Here is a 14667-nt window from a genome sequence, read left to right as displayed (position 1 = left end):
TTCAATGCACCGTGCAGACCATGCACGGGTCGAAGGAGCGCACGATGTGCTGTACCGCCACGGGCGTGGTCTCGCCCTCGCGCACCGGCGCGTCGACGAGCGCCTGCTCGAGCGCGCCGGGCGTGCCGGCGGCGTCTCGTGGCGAGAAGTTCCAGGTGGTGGGCGCCACGATCTGGTAGTTGGCAATGCGGCCGCGCTGTGCGATCACCCAGTGGCCCAGGCTGCCGCGCGCGGCTTCGCTCAGGCCCACGCCCAGGCCTTCGTCGGGCAGCGGGCTCTCGACGCAGTAGGCCTCGTTGGGCCGCAGCGCCTGCAGCCACTGCTCCATCATCGGCACCACACGCGCGAGTTCGAGCACGCGGGCGAGCACGCGCGTGTAGACCGTGCCGCCATGCCGGCCGACGGCATCGCGCACCAGCGGGTGGGCCGAGGCGAGCTGGCGCGCGATGGCGCCCGTTTCGACCACGCGCCCCGCCAGGCGCGGCGCCTTGTTCCAGGTGTAGGCGCCGGGCTTGTCGATGTCGGGCACGGTGAGGCCGGTGCGTGGGTGCTGCGGGCCGCCGGCATCGGCCAGCCAGGCGTGGGTGGCGTCCTCGCGGATCGCGCTTTCATCGACTTCGCGCAAGACGTTCTCTGCCGCATGCCACACGCCGCGGCCGAGCGCGAAGCCGCCTTCGGGCTGCGGATAGGCACCGTAGCTGAGGTAGCGCCCAGGCCCGGGGCCGAGGGCCGCCAGCGACACGTCACCGACCATGCTCAGGAACAGCCGGAAGTCGCCACGCCACGGGTCCTGCGCATGCCAGGCCCACAGCTCGGCCTCGCTCACCAGTGCGCCGACCTCTTCCAGCTTCGCGGCGAACAGCTGCCGCTCCAGGAAGCCGCGGAACTCGCGCACCCGTGCCAGCAGGCGCGTGCGCTCGGCGGGTTCCACCGCACGCGTCGAGCCGCCCGGCTCGATGCTCTGCGTGTGTGGCCATTTGCCGGCGAGCGTCCCCAGCAATTCGAACCAGCGCTGGCGGGCAGCGATGGCACCGCGCACCTGTTCGCCGGCCTGCGGGTCGAAGCGGCGCACGGCCTCGGCATGCCAGGGTTGCGCGGCGTACACCGCGCGGCTGAAGTCGGGCATGAAGAACAGGTAGAAGTGCGTCAGGTGGTCGGCCAGGTTCTCGGTGGCGAGGATCACGTTGGTCACGTGCTGGCCGTTGGGTGGCATGACGATGCCGCCCAGGTCGGCCAGCGCACGCGCGGAGGCCACCGACTGCGACACCGAGCAGATGCCGCAGATGCGCGGCACGAACACCAGCGCGTCGTGCGGCTTCTTGCCCTGCAGGATCTGCTCGAAGCCGCGGTACATCGGCGAATTCACGTGCGCCGACGTGACCCGCCCGCCGTCGATGTCGAGTGTGACTTCGAGGTCACCCTCGACGCGGTTGAACGGGCCGACCAGCAAGCGGGCCATGCGCTACTTCAGCCGCGTCTTGCGCGCGGCCGGCGTCACCACCAGGTGGTCGGCCGTGGCGTTGAGCTTGACGCGCCGCGGCGTCGCCGACTTCGACAGCGAGGCCAGCGCCACGAACCAGGCCTTGGGCATGTCGGTGGGCAGGCCGATGGGAATGCCGGCGATCTTGGGCGTCTCGTGGAAGGGGTGACCGGGCTCCTGGAAGCCGGGCTCGGTGCAGGCGATGCAGGCATAGCCGCCGCGGGTGCACGAGCCCTCGCCGTTCCACAGCCGGGTGTTGCAGTCGGCGTGCACCTGCGTGCCCTTGCAGCCCATGTGCTCCATCATGCAGCCCAGGTCCGAGGGCTTCTCGGCGCTGGCCTTGAACTCGTAGTACTCGTTGCGCGTGCAGCCATGGTGCACCAGCTGGTCGGCGTAGAAGCGCGGGCGGCCCAGCGTGTCGAGGTCTGCGGCGGCCAGCGTGTCGGCGGCCAGCGCCATCAGGCTGTCGATGACCCAGCCAGGGTGCGTGGGGCAGCCGGCGATGTTGATGACCGGCAGGCCGCTGCCAGAGCGGAAGTCGGCGCCCAGCAGGCCGCCCTTGCGGTCGTCTTCGTACTGCAAACCACAGGCGTCGGTCGGGTTGCTGCCGCCGGCCGTCACGCCGCCCCAGGCGGCGCAGCTGCCCACGGCCACCACGTGGCGTGCCTTGGCGGCGAGTTGCGACACCCAATGGATCATCGGGATGCCGGTGCCGGCCAGCACGTGGAATCGGCCGGTGTTGTTCGGGCCGCGCAGCAGCGAGCCCTCGATGCACAGCGCGTCGACCCGCAGCGCGCCGTCGCACACGGCCTCGAGCATCGCGGTCACGTCGGTGCCGCTCTCCAGCGACAGCGAGGGATGCCACAGCAGGTTGATGCCGGCATCGCGCAGCTGGCCGTGGAAGTCGGTGGTGTCGGCACAGAGCAGCGACATGCTGCAGCCACCGCAGCCACCGGATTGGAGCCAGAGAACGTTGAACATGGTCAGCCTTCCAATCCGAAGCGCAACATCTTGCCGCGCAGTCCCACGCGAGACAGCCCGAGTTCCTTCGCCGCCCGCGTCTTGTTCCACCGATGCCGCAACAGCGTCTCGCGCAGCACCATGGCCTCGATGGAGTCGAGCCGCTCGGCCAGGGTTCCACTGGCCGGCAGGGCCAGCGACTGTGCGCTGGCGCTGCGGCCGGCCTGGCCCTGCAGCACGCGCGTGGAGAAGGCCTGCCCTTCGATCTCGGCGCCGAGGCTCAGCGCCACAGCGCGCGAGATCTCGTTGCGCAGCTCGCGGATGTTGCCGGGCCACGGGTAGGCCATCAGGCAGGCCAGGGCCTCGTCGCCGAGCATGGCTTCGGGCCGGCCCAGTGCCGCACCCACCTCGCTGACCAGGCGGCGGGCGATGGGCTCGATGTCGCCGCCGCGCTCACGCAGCGGGGGCACGGTGATCGTCACGCAGGCAATGCGGTAGTACAGGTCTTCGCGGAACGCGCCCTCGGCGACGCGCTGCTCCAGGTCGCGGTGAGTGGCGGCGATCACCCGCACGTCCACCGGAACGGCGCGCGTGGCACCCACCGGCCGAACCTCGCCCTCCTGCAGCACGCGCAGCAGGCGCAGCTGGAAGGCCGGCGAGGTCTCGCCGATCTCGTCGAGAAAGACGGTGCCGCCATCGGCGCGCTGGAACAGGCCCACGTGGTCTTCGTAGGCGCCGGTGAACGAGCCGCGCTTGTGGCCGAACAGCTCGGACTCGAGCAGCGTGTCGGTCAGCGCCGCGCAGTTCTCCACGACGAACGCGCCCGAGGCGCGCGGACTCGCGTAGTGCATGGCCCGCGCCAGCAGCTCCTTGCCCGTGCCCGACTCGCCCAGCACCAGCACGCTCAGGTCGTAGCGCGACACCCGCGCGGCCAGCTCGCAGATGGCGTCGAGCGGGCTGCCGGGCGCGCGCTCGATGCGGTCGAAGTCGAACACGCTGCGAGCGCGCTCCAGCTTGTGCGCCGCACGCTGGCGCAACACCGGCGTGCTGGTGCGCAGCTCGAGGTCGAGCCGGTGCATGTCGCGCTGCAGGGTGCGCGCCTCGGCGGCGTTGCGCACGGTGCCCAGCAGGTGGTCGGGCACCCAGGGCTTGAGCACGTACTGGTAGATGCCGGCGTCGTTGATGCCCGCGATGATGTCTTCCGAATCGGTGTAGCCCGAGATCACGATGCGCACGGTGTCGGGCCAGCGCTCGCGCACCTCCTTCAGGAAGGCCACGCCGGTGAGGCCGGGCATGCGCTGGTCGCACAGGATCACGCTCACGTCGTGGCGCTCCAGGTGCACGCGGGCCTCGTCGGCGTCGGTCGCGGTGAGCACGGTGAAGTCTTCGTCGAGGGTACGGCGCATCGCGTCCTGCGAGCGCACCTCGTCGTCGACCACGAGCACTGCCGGCAGCGCGAGCGCGGGGCTCATGGCGTGGCCTTCCGTTGGCCGGCGGGCTCGCGGTGCAGGGCCAGGTGGCGCGGCGTCCAGGCGTGGGGCAGCTTGTGGACGAAGTGATAGCGGGCCACGTGGTAGCTGGGGTCGAAGCCGTAGAAATTGCGGTGCATGCGGGAGAGTTCGTCCTGGCGGTAGTCGGCCAGCGGCCGCACCGCTTCGTCGGTGGCACGCTGGCGCTGCTTCAGCGCGATCCGGTCACCCACATTGTGAGACGCCGCCAGGGCCAGCGCATGGGTAATTGCAGCAGGCTCGAAGGCCAGGGCCGGCAGGTCGAAGCACCGGTCGATCAGCCCCAGTGCCTCAGCCTCCACCGCACCCACCGGCAGGCGCCGCTGCATCAGCGCCGCTGCGCCCTGCTCGCCGAGGCGGCGCGGCAGCAGGTAGGTCCAGTATTCCGACCCATAGAGGTTGCCCATGTTCTTGTAGTGCGGATTCAGCACCACACCGCGGTGCGCCCACACCTCGTCGGCCGCCAGCGCCAGGAAGGCGCCGCCCGCACCGGCGTTGCCACGCAGCACCGACACGGTGAGACGGTCGGTGGTGGTTATCCAGGCCAGGGCGAGGTCGTCCATGGCCTCGATGTTGCGCAGCGATTCGTCGGCCGCGCTGTCGCCGGCGCGATGGGCCGCGGCCTCGATGCAGTTCAGGTGGATGCCGTTGCTGAAGAAGTCCGCGCCGCCCATCATCAACAGCACACGGGTGTCGCGTCGCCTCGCCTCGTGCAAAGCCGCCAGCAGACGCCGGCATTGGCCGGTGGACATGGCGCCGTTGCAGAAGTCGAAGGACAGGCAGCCCACGCGGGCACCGGGCGGGCCGAGCTCGCGGTAGCGAATTTCACTCCATTCATCGCTCCATTCGTCATCCAGGCGCTCCAGCGGCACAGGCAATTCGGGCAGGGCCGCGGCCTGTTCCGGGAATGCCAATGTGCAAGGCAGCTTGAAGGCCGGCGCATCGCCACAAACGCCTGGGTGACGGGCCTGGCCGATCCACACCGCGCCGTCGACGGTGCGGCGCAACAGCGCGCCATCGCGGTGGCCCAGCAGCGTTCCGGGTGCCGAGGGCGGCAGGCCGGCGAGCAGGCGCGCGCTGGCAGGGTGTGGGTCGTGCAGGTGGCAGTCGATTCCAAAGAGGCGGTCCGGCACACCGGGCTGGCCATCGGCGCTGTTCAGCTTGGCAAGCACCGTGGCGGTCGTGTCCAGCATCCAGTCGATGCGGCGCTCGTCCGACTGCACCAGCGGCCTCCAGCCACGCGAGGCTTCGCTTTGCGTCGGCAGCGGCCCCTGCCCTTGCGCGAAACGCTCCACCGCGCGCAGGGTGCAGGCCACCGCGGCCTCGGCCACCTCGCGTCGGTAGAGGCTGCCCTTGGCCGCCTTGCGAAGCAAAAACGACTCATGCGCCCACACCGGGCCGGCATCGAAGTCGCCGGTGGCCTGCAGCACGGTCACGCCCCATTCCCGCTGCCCTTCGAGCACGGCGCGATCGAGCGCTGAAGGGCCGCGGTCGCCCGGCGGACCTGGGTGCACGACCAGGCACGGCACGCGCTCCCACACCGAGGCTGGGATCTTCCGTTTCAGGAACGGCGCGACCACGAGATCGGGTCGGAACAGTTCGACGGCCTCTTCGGTGACACGATCGCCAACGTCGAGTTCGACCGACACCTCGTGGCCGGCCGCCCGCAGCTCGCCGAAGACACGCTGGCTCAGGCTGTTGAAGCCGTGGCACAGCAGCAGGATGCGGCTCACGTCACAGCCTCAGGTCGGCCACGGTGCGCGCCGCCTGCGCCTTGCCCATGTAGACGGCGAGCTTGCGCTCGATATGGGTCAGCCCCTCGTTGAAGGCCTGGCGGTCGGTGGCCTCGAGCAGCGGCTTGGCGACGATCGCCACGTCGGGCCCAAAGTGCGGCGTGAGCCGGGCGATGACCGCACGACGGATCGGCGCCAGGTCTTCGGCAGGCGCCGAGGGCCGAGCGACACGCTGCTCCTTCGCCGGCTCCGCCAACGCCACATGCCCGGACTTGAGCAAGCCGTCGAGCGCGGTCGAAGCATCGAAACCCAGCAGCGCATTCAGCGCCCGCACGCTGCTGTGCCCATCGACCACGATCAGCACCGTGCGCGCCGCGCCAAGCAAGCGCCGCGCGCGCGATTCGAGCTCGGCGCGCCCGCGTTCCGTCTTGCCATAGACGCGGTCCAAGGGGTCGCCCACGGGTCTGCTCCTGGCGGGAAGCCGCCCTCAACAGATGCGCGGCAGTTGCTCGCCGCTGAGCCAGTCGACCACGCGGCGGCCGCCGAACCGGGTGTCCATCTGCACGAAGCGGTGTGGGTCTTCAGTCACGGTGCCGATGCGAACGGCCTCCGCGCCGCGCGGGTGTGCGCGCATCGCGGCCAGCACCGCATCAGCCGCCTCCGGTGCGCAGATGGCGACGAGCTTGCCTTCGTTCGCGACATAGAGCGGGTCCAGCCCCAGCAGCTCGCAGGCCGCGTCGACCTGCGGCTTCACGGGGATGGCCGCTTCGTCGAGCAGCATGCCTGCCTTCGACTGCCCCGCGATCTCGTTCAGGGTGGTCGCCAGCCCGCCGCGCGTCGGGTCGCGCAGCACGCGCACACCGCCGGGCGCGGCGTCGAGCATCGCGGCCACCAGCCCGTGCAGCGCGGCAGAGTCGGACTGCAGCGTGGTCTCGAACTCCAGCGACTCTCGCTGGGACAGCACCGCCACGCCGTGATCGCCGATCGTGCCCGACAACAGGATCACGTCGCCCGGCCGGGCGTTCGATCCCGATACGTCCACGCCCATCGGCACCACGCCGATGCCGGTGGTGCTGATGAACACGCCGTCGCCCTTGCCCTGCTCCACCACCTTGGTGTCGCCGGTGACCACCGGCACGCCGGCCTCACGGGCAGCGGCGGCCATCGAGTCGACGATGCGCTTCAGGTCGGCGAGTGGGAAGCCCTCTTCCAGGATGAAACTCGCCGACAGGTAGAGAGGCTTCGCCCCGCACATCGCGACGTCGTTGACGGTCCCATGGACGCTGAGGCTGCCGATGTCGCCACCTGGGAAGAACAGCGGCGAGATGACGTGCGCATCGGTGGCCATCACCATCTTGCCGCCTTGAGGGATGGGCAGTGCGGCGCCGTCGTTGCCCTGCGCCAGCCATTCGTTGGCGAACGCGGGCTTGAACAACTCGTCGATGAGCTGCGCGGACGCGCGCCCACCGGCGCCGTGGTTCATGTCGATGCGGCCGTGCTTGATGTCCAGCGGGCGGATGTAGTCTTTCTTCATGGGAGCACTGGGCAAGCCGCCTCCACCCGCACCGGGATGTCGCGGAACCTGCCGTACGAGTAATGCGCTGCGCAAGCTCCTTCCGAAGACACCATGCAGGACCCCACCGGGTTCTCCGGCGTGCACACCGTCCCGAAGATCTTGCAGTCGGTTGGCTTCTTCACACCGCGAAGGATGGCACCGCACTCGCAGGCCTTGTTGTCCGGCACGGCCCGATACCCCAGCCCGAAGCGCCGCTCCGCATCGAACTCGGCGAACGCCGCGCGGATCTTGAGCGCGCTGTAGGGCACCTCTCCCAGCCCTCGCCACTCGAAGCTCGGCCGCAGCTCGAACACCTCGGACACCAGCGCCTGCGCATGCAGGTTGCCATCGCGGCTCACCGCCCGGGTGAACTCGTTCTCCACCTCCGCCCGCCCCTCGTTGACCTGCCTCACCAGCATCAGCACCGCCTGCATCACGTCCAGCGGCTCGAACCCCGCGATGACGACCGGCTTGCGGTACTCCTGCGAGAAATGCTCGTACGGCGCCGACCCGATGACGATGCTCACGTGCGCCGGCCCCACGAAGCCGTCGAGCGGCACTGTGCCGAACTGCCGCACCTCGGGCGATTCGAGAATGTGCGTGATGGCCGAGGGCGTGAGCACGTGGCAGCACAGCACGCTGAAGTTCTTCAGCCCCTCGTCCTTCGCAAGGCGGATCGTCAGCGCCGTCGGCGGCGTGGTGGTCTCGAAGCCGATGGCGAAGAACACCACCTCGCGGTCTGGCTCGCGGCGCGCGATCTCCAGCGCGTCGGCACCGGAATACACCATGCGGATGTCGCCGCCGCGCGCCTTGGCCCGCACCAGCGACAGGTTGTCTGACGCGGGCACGCGCATGGTGTCGCCATAGGTGCAGACGATGGCGCCGCGCTCGAGCGCGAGCTGGATGGCCAGGTCGATGCGGCCGATGGGCAGCACGCAGACGGGGCAGCCGGGGCCATGCACCATGCGCACGTTCGCGGGCAGCAGCTCGGCGATGCCGTAGCGCGAGATCGCATGCGTGTGGCCGCCGCAGAACTCCATGAAGCTGTACTGGCGCTCTGGCAACGCCTCCTCGCGCAGGCGTGCGCCGATCTTGCGGGCGATGTCGCCGTCGCGGAATTCGTCGATGTACTTCATGTCAGTGCAGCCTTCCGGGCGGTGTCGCGAGCTGCGCCAGCTCGCCGAACATCTGCAAGGTGCGCTCGGCCTCCTCCGGGTCGATCTGGCCGATGGCGTGGCCCACGTGCACGATCACGTAGTCACCGACCACCGCATCGGGCACCAGCGCGATGGAGATCTGCTTGCGGATGCCGCCGAGTTCGACGATGGCCTGCGCACCGGGCCGGATCTCGATCAGTCGCGTGGGGATGGCAAGGCACATGAAGCGCTTTCGGTGAAGGTGGAAGAACGAGTCGCCGCCAGCCCGCGCGCGGCGACCCAGGCCTGGCCGAGTGCCAGCCCGCCGTCGCCGCAGTTCGTGGACCGCGGCGCCAGCACGCGCAAGCCATGCGCGACCAGGTGGCCGACGACGTGGGCGGTGAGCACCGCATTGAAGAAGCAGCCGCCGCCCAGGCAGACCGTTCGCACGCCGGTTTCGCGCGCAGCCCTCGCAGCCCAGTCGGCCAGCGAACGGGCCAGCGACACATGGAACCAGGCCGCCGCCTCGGCCACGGCGCGGCCGGTCGGCGGTGTGTCCAGCAGGCGCGCCAGCAGCGGCCGAAGGTCGAGCCGGTGCAGTGACCGCGAGTCGACAAGGCTGTCGGCCGGCTCCACCGCGCAGGCATCCAGATGCCGCGCGGCCAAGCCCTGCAACGCGATCGCGGCCTCGGCCTCGTGCGCTTGCCGCACGCTCAGGCCCAGCGCCCCGGCGGCCGCATCGAACCAGCGGCCCGCGCTGCTGGTGATGGCGCAATGGAGCTGCGTGGCCAGCATGCGCTGCACGCCCTTCGCGTGCGCCGCACCCACTACCGGACTGAAGCGCGACTCGATCTGCGCGCCCTGCCCCAGCGCATGCATCGCCGCCGCGGCCATTCGCCAGGGTTCGCGTGCCGCCACGTCGCCGCCCGGCAGGCCGAGCGGCCACAGGCCGCCGAGGCGAGTCCATTCCGTGGGGGCGACCCACAGCAGTTCGCCGCCCCAGGCGGTGCCGTCGGTGCCCAACCCCACGCCGTCGAGTGCAAGGCCGATCACCGGTTCGTCGAGGCCATGGTCGGCCATCACGACGGCGATGTGCGCGTGGTGGTGCTGCACGCCGAGGGCGGGCACGCCCCACTCGGCGGCCAGCGTCTGCGCGAGCCGCGTGCTGAAGAAGTCGGGGTGCAGGTCATGCGCCAGCGCAGCGACAGGCCGGCGCGACTCGCGGGCCAGCCGCCGCAGCGACGCGTCGAGATCGCGGCAGGCCTGGGGGTCGCCCAGGTCACCGTGCAGCGCGGACCACGTCGCGTCGTGCCCCTCCAGCAGGCAGGCGGCGTTCTTCAGCCAGGCGCCGCAGGCGAGGACCGGAGGCAACGAAGCGGGCACGCCTCAGGCCTTCAGGCTGGCGCGGGCATCGGCCAGCGCGGCTTCGAGTTCGGCGACGCGGGCGCGCAGTGCGGCTTGTGCGTCCTCGGGCTTGCTGCGCTCCAGCAGCCACGAAAGCCACGCATCCATGCCCTCGCCGGTGGTGGCCGACAGCTGGATCACTTCCAGCGCCGGGTTCACGCGCCGCGCGCCGGCGATGCAGCGCTGCACGTCGAAGCTCAGGTGCGGCAGCAGGTCGATCTTGTTGAGCACCATCAGCTCGGCAGCAGCGAACATGTCGGGGTACTTCAGCGGCTTGTCTTCACCCTCGGTAACCGACAGCACGACGACCTTGGCAGCCTCGCCCAGGTCCCACAGCGCCGGACACACGAGATTGCCGACGTTCTCGATGAACAGGATGTCGGCCCTCTGCCCTCCGTGACCATCACGATGGTGATGGTGATGTGTGTGGTCGTGCAGCTGCGCGAAAGCCTCCGCCACCATCGGTGCATCGAGGTGGCAGCCCTTGCCGGTGTTGACCTGGATGGCAGGTGCGCCCGTGGCGCGAATGCGGTCGGCGTCGAAGCTCGTCTGCTGGTCGCCCTCGATCACGCTCGTGCTCACCTCGGGCGCGCGGCGCTTCAGCGCCTCGATGGTGGCGCACAGCAAGGTGGTCTTTCCCGAGCCGGGGCTGGACAAGAGGTTCAGCGCCATCACGCCATGCGACTCGAAGTGGCGGCGGTTCTGCTGCGCGATGCGGCTGTTTTCGCCCAGGATGTCGGCCTCGATCTTGACCGTGCGTGCCTGGCTCATGCCGGGCACCGAGACGCGCGCAGCGCCGGCACCGAAGTGCAGGTCGCCGTGCTGCGGGTCCACGTGCACGTGGTCGTGCGCGTGTGAATGACCACCATGAACATGCCCGTCATCGTGGCCGTGGGCCTTCGTCGTTCCGTCGCCTGCATCGGCGCATCCGCACACCACACACATGCTCGTCTCCTTCAATGGCGTTTCAATCGCCTGTCAGTCATCTTCCACCAGCATGTCGACTACGCGCAGCTCGGTGCCGCCGGTGGGCTGCAGCTGGTAGCTTCCGCACAAGGGGCAGGCGTCGCCGCGCCGCGGCAAGGCGACGCTGGCGCTGCAGGGCAGGCACCAGGCCTGCCCTTCGGGTTCGTCGATGGCGATGCCGGCACCTTGCAGCACCGTGCCGGGCGCGATGGCCTCCAGCGCGAAGCGCAGGGCACGCACCTCCACGCCGGCCAGGTGCCCGGCCTCCAGCCGCAGCCCTGTGACGCGGCGAAAGCCTTCGCGGCGCGCGGCGTCCTCGACGAGCTTCAAGATCCCACCGGCCAGGCTGGCTTCATGCATGGACGCTCTCCGCAACAGACCGTGGCTCCACCTCGAAGCGCACGCAGGGATCGTACGCGGCCATCAGGGCTGCGACACGCTGTTGCGACTCTTCCGGGTCGAGGCCCTGCATCGCTTCGAGCGCACCGGCCACTGCGCCTTCTGCATGGAAATTCCACTCGGTGGGCGCTAGCACGCGGTAGGAGGCAACGCGCGGTTCGGGCGACGCGTGCTCCAGGCGCACGTGGTGCACGAGCAGGCCGCGCGCCGTCTCCGCCCACGACAGGCCTTCGTTCGGCGCGATGTGCAGGGCACCGCTGGCCAGCCAACCGCTGCCGCTGCGCGCCTGCACGTCAGGCAGGCTCAGGCGGGCCAGCTCGGCCACGCGCGCGCCCAGGCGCAACCACGGGTTGAGCGGCATGGGGCGATCGGAGTCGTGCAGGCGCGTCCAGCTGCCGGTCTCTGCGCAATCGCCCTGCCAGCGCGGTTGCCGCGTGTAGCCGGCGTCTTCGCGCAGTCGCCCCGCCAGCTGGCGCAGCGACGAGGCGCCCGCATGCACATGCAGCGGCTGGGCGGGCTCCAGGTGCCACGCTGCCGAGGCGCGGCACTGGCGCATCAGCCGCGGCAGCCATTCGTGGTGCGACTCGCACCACGCGGCCCACCAACCGGGCTCTCGTTCCCAACCGGCCAGCCAGGCCGAGGCGGGCATGCCGAGCAGGTGGCGTTCGAGCCAGAGCCGGGTGTCGAGCACACGATTGCCCGCGCGCTGCAATGCGGGACAAGCAAGCAGCGCCTCGTTGGCATCGGCGGCAAACGCATCGCGGTCGTCGGACAGCTGTGCCGGCCAGTCGAGGCCGATGCGCCGCACATGCTCGATTACCGTCTCGCATTGCAGGGCGCGCTCCATTCCCGGCAAGCGCGACTCGGTGCGGCCGGCGGCTGCGCGCAACGCCATCTCGGCGCACAGGCGATGGGCGTGGCCGCACAGGTTGTACAGGCTGGACAGCAAGCCCGGCACCACGCTGGCGGGCTTGCCGCGCACCAGCGTCTCGGCCCAGTCGGGTCGGTGGCTGGCCAGGTTGTGCGGGCGCGGCTGGCCCGGGCGCACCCGCAGCACACCGGCCAGGGTGTCGAGCGTCTTCATGCAGCGTGCTCCGCAGCGGCGCGGCCGAACAGGAACGCGCGGCGGGCAGGCGGCTTTTCAACCGGCGTGACAACCTTCACCGCGCGCAACTCCGCCAGCACGGCCAACGCGGTTGCACGCGCCTGGAGGTGGTCCGCAAACTCGAACACCGGTGACATCAGCGAACACGCCTCGAAGGACCCGATGCGCTCCTCGTGCGACGCGATGAACTCGAAGCTGGTGTCACCCACCGCACGCGAGCGATGCAAGCCCACCCGCGCCGGCGCGTCCTCGCGCTTCAGCGGCAGCCACACCAGGTTCATGAACCATGGCGTGAGCAGCACGCCGAACGCGGCCGGCACGCCCTCCTCGCCCGCCACCGCCTCGAAACCGAGCGCCTCGACACGCAGCACGCGGTTCATCACCGGCACGCTCGCCATGCGGGTCTGCGCGATGTCGGCGAACAGCGCTTCGAGAGCCTGTGTGCGAGAAGCCAGCTCGTTCACGAGGCCGCACCTCCAGCCAACACCATGAACTGCTCTGCATCGCCATCGCATTGCGGACAGCGCCAGTGGACCGGCAGCTCGCTGAAGGCCGTGCCGGCCGGGACCTGCCAGACCTCATCGCCCAGCGCGGGGTCGTAGACCCACCAGCAGATCTTGCATTCCAGGCGGGCGTCCGCCGGCAACTTGGCCGAATTGCCAAGATAGCTGCCTTCAAATCTGGCGCCACTGCTGGACTTCATGCGCCCTCCACCCACTCCAGCACCTCCTTCAGGCGCTCGTGCGAATCCTCCAGGTCCTCCTTCGCAGCGAGCGCCACCTCGGGCAGCTCGCTGACCTCGACCGTGTTGAGGATCACCACGTCCTGAGAGTTGTAGTACACGACACGCCAGGTGTTCGGCCGGCAGGTGTTGGTGATGCGGCAGTTGCCGTAGCCGCGCGACAGGATCAACACGCGGCCGGTGCCCAGGTGGTGGTCCAGGAAACCGATGTCTTCCACCGACATCGGCAGCAGCGTCAGGTTCACCACGTGCGCCGGCTGGCCCACACGCCACACGCGCCACTGGTCCTCGATCTCCGACAGCAACGTCGGCGCGTTCTGCACGTTGGGCGGCAACTCACCCTGCCAACGCGGCACGTCGGGCTCGACGTCGTTCCGGGCCGCTTCCTTCAGGCCCTCGGGCACGTGGCCGAGCTCGATCGTGTCGGCCACCACCTGGCCATCGACCGAGCTCACCACCCGCCACACGCCGGCGAACACCGCCTCCTGCACGCGAATCTCAAGCTTGCGGTCGCCCAAAGGCCGCACCACGGCGCTGACTTCGCCCTCGCCCAGCACTTGGTTGACGAGCTTCAGGTCGTCCTCCGGCAGGCCGAGCAGGTCGACGGTGCGGTTGCCGCCGCCGTGGCACACCACTTCCAGCTGGGCGAGCGTGTCGCGCAACGCCCGGTGGGCGCGGTGGCGCACCGCCATCTCCTCGGGCTCGGGCAGTACCGGCGCGCGGAATGTCTCCATGCCCTGCGGCATAGGCATGTACTCGAGTGTCTCGTCCTCGACCTGGCTGCCGGGGCCGATGGTGCGCACGGGAATGGGAAAGTCCTTCATGGGGTCAGCGTCCTTCGGTTCAGTGGCATGAGCTGTCGGTGGCATTCGCATTCACGACGGGGATGCCGATGGTCGGCGCGCGCGACTTGGGTGCCGCGAGCGCCTCTTCGGTCTTCTGCAGGAAGACGTCCCAGTCGTGCATGCCCGACAGCGTGGTCACGTAGTCGCCGTCGCGCAGGAAGAGCAGCGTGGGCCAGCGCTGGGAGCCGTAGCGCCGCGCCAGCGCCTCCTCGAGATGGCGCTGCACCACACCGATCTCGAAGCGGCCCGACAGGCAGCGCCGCAGCTCGGGCAGCACCACCGCCACGTCCTGGCCCTCGGGGAAACGCACCGCATCGCCGGCGAAAAGCACCACGCGGTGACCGCCTTGCGCGGCCCAGTCGGCAATGGTGTCGGCGTCGACCCAGGTGGCGCCGAACGAATCCACCAGGCGGCTGATCAGGGGCGAGGTGTCGGGCAGCGCCTTGGGGGCCTGCACGGGCAGGTTGACCACAGCGTCGGTGCTGGTCGAAATGTCGAGGCTCATGGGGTGTTCTCCAGCGGTTCGGGATGAGAGGGCGTGCGCTGGCCGGACAGCGCCAGCAGTTCGTCGCGGTTCATGCGCGAAGGCAGCGCGAATGCGGCCTCCGCGTCGCCTGCATGGACGGAGCCCAGCAGATCCAGCGTGGCATCGACTTCGAGGGCTCGCTCGGCGCTGATGCGCTCCTGCGCGCTGTCGATGAACACCAGCAGCCAGTCGCCGGGCAGCACCTCGCCGACCAGCGCCGTGCGCACGCGGCGGCGCTCGCCGCGGCCATCGCACTGCGCATGGTCGGGTTCCACTGCCATCACTTGCATGGGGATGCCGATGCACAT

General features: G+C 70.0%; 17 protein-coding genes. All 17 read right to left on the bottom strand.

Annotated elements, in window-relative coordinates:
* Window position 1 precedes the first annotated feature (1 nt).
* The 17 genes from AC1DYS_RS24390 to AC1DYS_RS24310 are packed head-to-tail and all read right to left on the bottom strand — an operon-like array spanning window position 2 to window position 14667.
* Window positions 2-1459, bottom strand: a complete 1458-nt coding sequence (locus tag AC1DYS_RS24390; protein WP_477903973.1) for a nickel-dependent hydrogenase large subunit — start codon at window positions 1457-1459, stop codon at window positions 2-4.
* 3 nt (window positions 1460-1462) lie between these two features.
* Window positions 1463-2461, bottom strand: a complete 999-nt coding sequence (locus AC1DYS_RS24385) for an NADH-quinone oxidoreductase subunit B family protein (RefSeq protein ID WP_477903971.1) — start codon at window positions 2459-2461, stop codon at window positions 1463-1465.
* A 2-nt stretch (window positions 2462-2463) separates the two neighbouring features.
* Entirely contained in the window at window positions 2464-3912 is a 1449-nt protein-coding gene (locus AC1DYS_RS24380) for a sigma-54-dependent transcriptional regulator (RefSeq protein WP_477903969.1), read from the bottom strand.
* Window positions 3909-5681, bottom strand: a complete 1773-nt coding sequence (locus AC1DYS_RS24375; protein WP_477903968.1) for an enoyl-CoA hydratase-related protein — start codon at window positions 5679-5681, stop codon at window positions 3909-3911. Before AC1DYS_RS24375 ends, AC1DYS_RS24380 begins: the two co-directional genes overlap by 4 nt.
* A gap of 1 nt (window position 5682) precedes the next feature.
* Window positions 5683-6141, bottom strand: coding sequence for a hypothetical protein (locus AC1DYS_RS24370; RefSeq protein ID WP_477903967.1), 459 nt, complete (start codon window positions 6139-6141; stop codon window positions 5683-5685).
* A gap of 27 nt (window positions 6142-6168) precedes the next feature.
* Window positions 6169-7215 carry a hydrogenase expression/formation protein HypE gene (hypE, locus tag AC1DYS_RS24365; RefSeq protein WP_477903966.1) on the bottom strand — a complete coding sequence of 349 codons (1047 nt, stop codon included), beginning with the start codon at window positions 7213-7215 and terminating at the stop codon, window positions 6169-6171.
* Window positions 7212-8372: a hydrogenase formation protein HypD gene (gene hypD / locus AC1DYS_RS24360; protein ID WP_477903964.1), complete on the bottom strand. Its 1161-nt coding sequence runs from the start codon at window positions 8370-8372 to the stop codon at window positions 7212-7214. The genes hypE and hypD overlap by 4 nt, the downstream gene beginning before the upstream one ends.
* A 1-nt stretch (window position 8373) precedes the next feature.
* On the bottom strand, window positions 8374-8616 hold the full coding sequence (locus tag AC1DYS_RS24355) for a HypC/HybG/HupF family hydrogenase formation chaperone (RefSeq protein WP_477903962.1): 243 nt from the start codon (window positions 8614-8616) through the stop codon (window positions 8374-8376).
* On the bottom strand, window positions 8589-9755 hold the full coding sequence (locus AC1DYS_RS24350; protein ID WP_477903960.1) for a Kae1-like domain-containing protein: 1167 nt from the start codon (window positions 9753-9755) through the stop codon (window positions 8589-8591). Before AC1DYS_RS24350 ends, AC1DYS_RS24355 begins: the two co-directional genes overlap by 28 nt.
* A 3-nt stretch (window positions 9756-9758) precedes the next feature.
* Window positions 9759-10721: a hydrogenase nickel incorporation protein HypB gene (gene hypB / locus AC1DYS_RS24345; RefSeq protein ID WP_477903958.1), complete on the bottom strand. Its 963-nt coding sequence runs from the start codon at window positions 10719-10721 to the stop codon at window positions 9759-9761.
* A 33-nt stretch (window positions 10722-10754) separates the two neighbouring features.
* Window positions 10755-11102: a hydrogenase maturation nickel metallochaperone HypA/HybF gene (locus AC1DYS_RS24340; protein WP_477903956.1), complete on the bottom strand. Its 348-nt coding sequence runs from the start codon at window positions 11100-11102 to the stop codon at window positions 10755-10757.
* A complete protein-coding gene (locus AC1DYS_RS24335) occupies window positions 11095-12225 on the bottom strand; it encodes a hydrogenase maturation factor HoxV/HupK (RefSeq protein ID WP_477903954.1) in 1131 nt (376 codons plus the stop codon). The genes AC1DYS_RS24340 and AC1DYS_RS24335 overlap by 8 nt, the downstream gene beginning before the upstream one ends.
* A complete protein-coding gene (hybE, locus tag AC1DYS_RS24330; protein WP_477903952.1) occupies window positions 12222-12710 on the bottom strand; it encodes a [NiFe]-hydrogenase assembly chaperone HybE in 489 nt (162 codons plus the stop codon). The genes AC1DYS_RS24335 and hybE overlap by 4 nt, the downstream gene beginning before the upstream one ends.
* A complete protein-coding gene (locus AC1DYS_RS24325) occupies window positions 12707-12949 on the bottom strand; it encodes a rubredoxin (RefSeq protein ID WP_477903950.1) in 243 nt (80 codons plus the stop codon). The genes hybE and AC1DYS_RS24325 overlap by 4 nt, the downstream gene beginning before the upstream one ends.
* On the bottom strand, window positions 12946-13812 hold the full coding sequence (locus AC1DYS_RS24320) for a hydrogenase expression/formation protein (protein WP_477903948.1): 867 nt from the start codon (window positions 13810-13812) through the stop codon (window positions 12946-12948). Before AC1DYS_RS24320 ends, AC1DYS_RS24325 begins: the two co-directional genes overlap by 4 nt.
* A gap of 19 nt (window positions 13813-13831) precedes the next feature.
* Entirely contained in the window at window positions 13832-14338 is a 507-nt protein-coding gene (locus AC1DYS_RS24315) for a thioredoxin domain-containing protein (RefSeq protein WP_477903946.1), read from the bottom strand.
* Window positions 14335-14667 carry a HypC/HybG/HupF family hydrogenase formation chaperone gene (locus tag AC1DYS_RS24310; RefSeq protein ID WP_477903944.1) on the bottom strand — a complete coding sequence of 111 codons (333 nt, stop codon included), beginning with the start codon at window positions 14665-14667 and terminating at the stop codon, window positions 14335-14337. The genes AC1DYS_RS24315 and AC1DYS_RS24310 overlap by 4 nt, the downstream gene beginning before the upstream one ends.

The sequence above is a fragment of the Rhizobacter sp. P2_G4 genome (assembly GCF_056403575.1).
The sequence above is the reverse complement of the archived record's forward strand: the minus strand, read 5'-3'. Positions and strand labels throughout refer to the sequence as shown.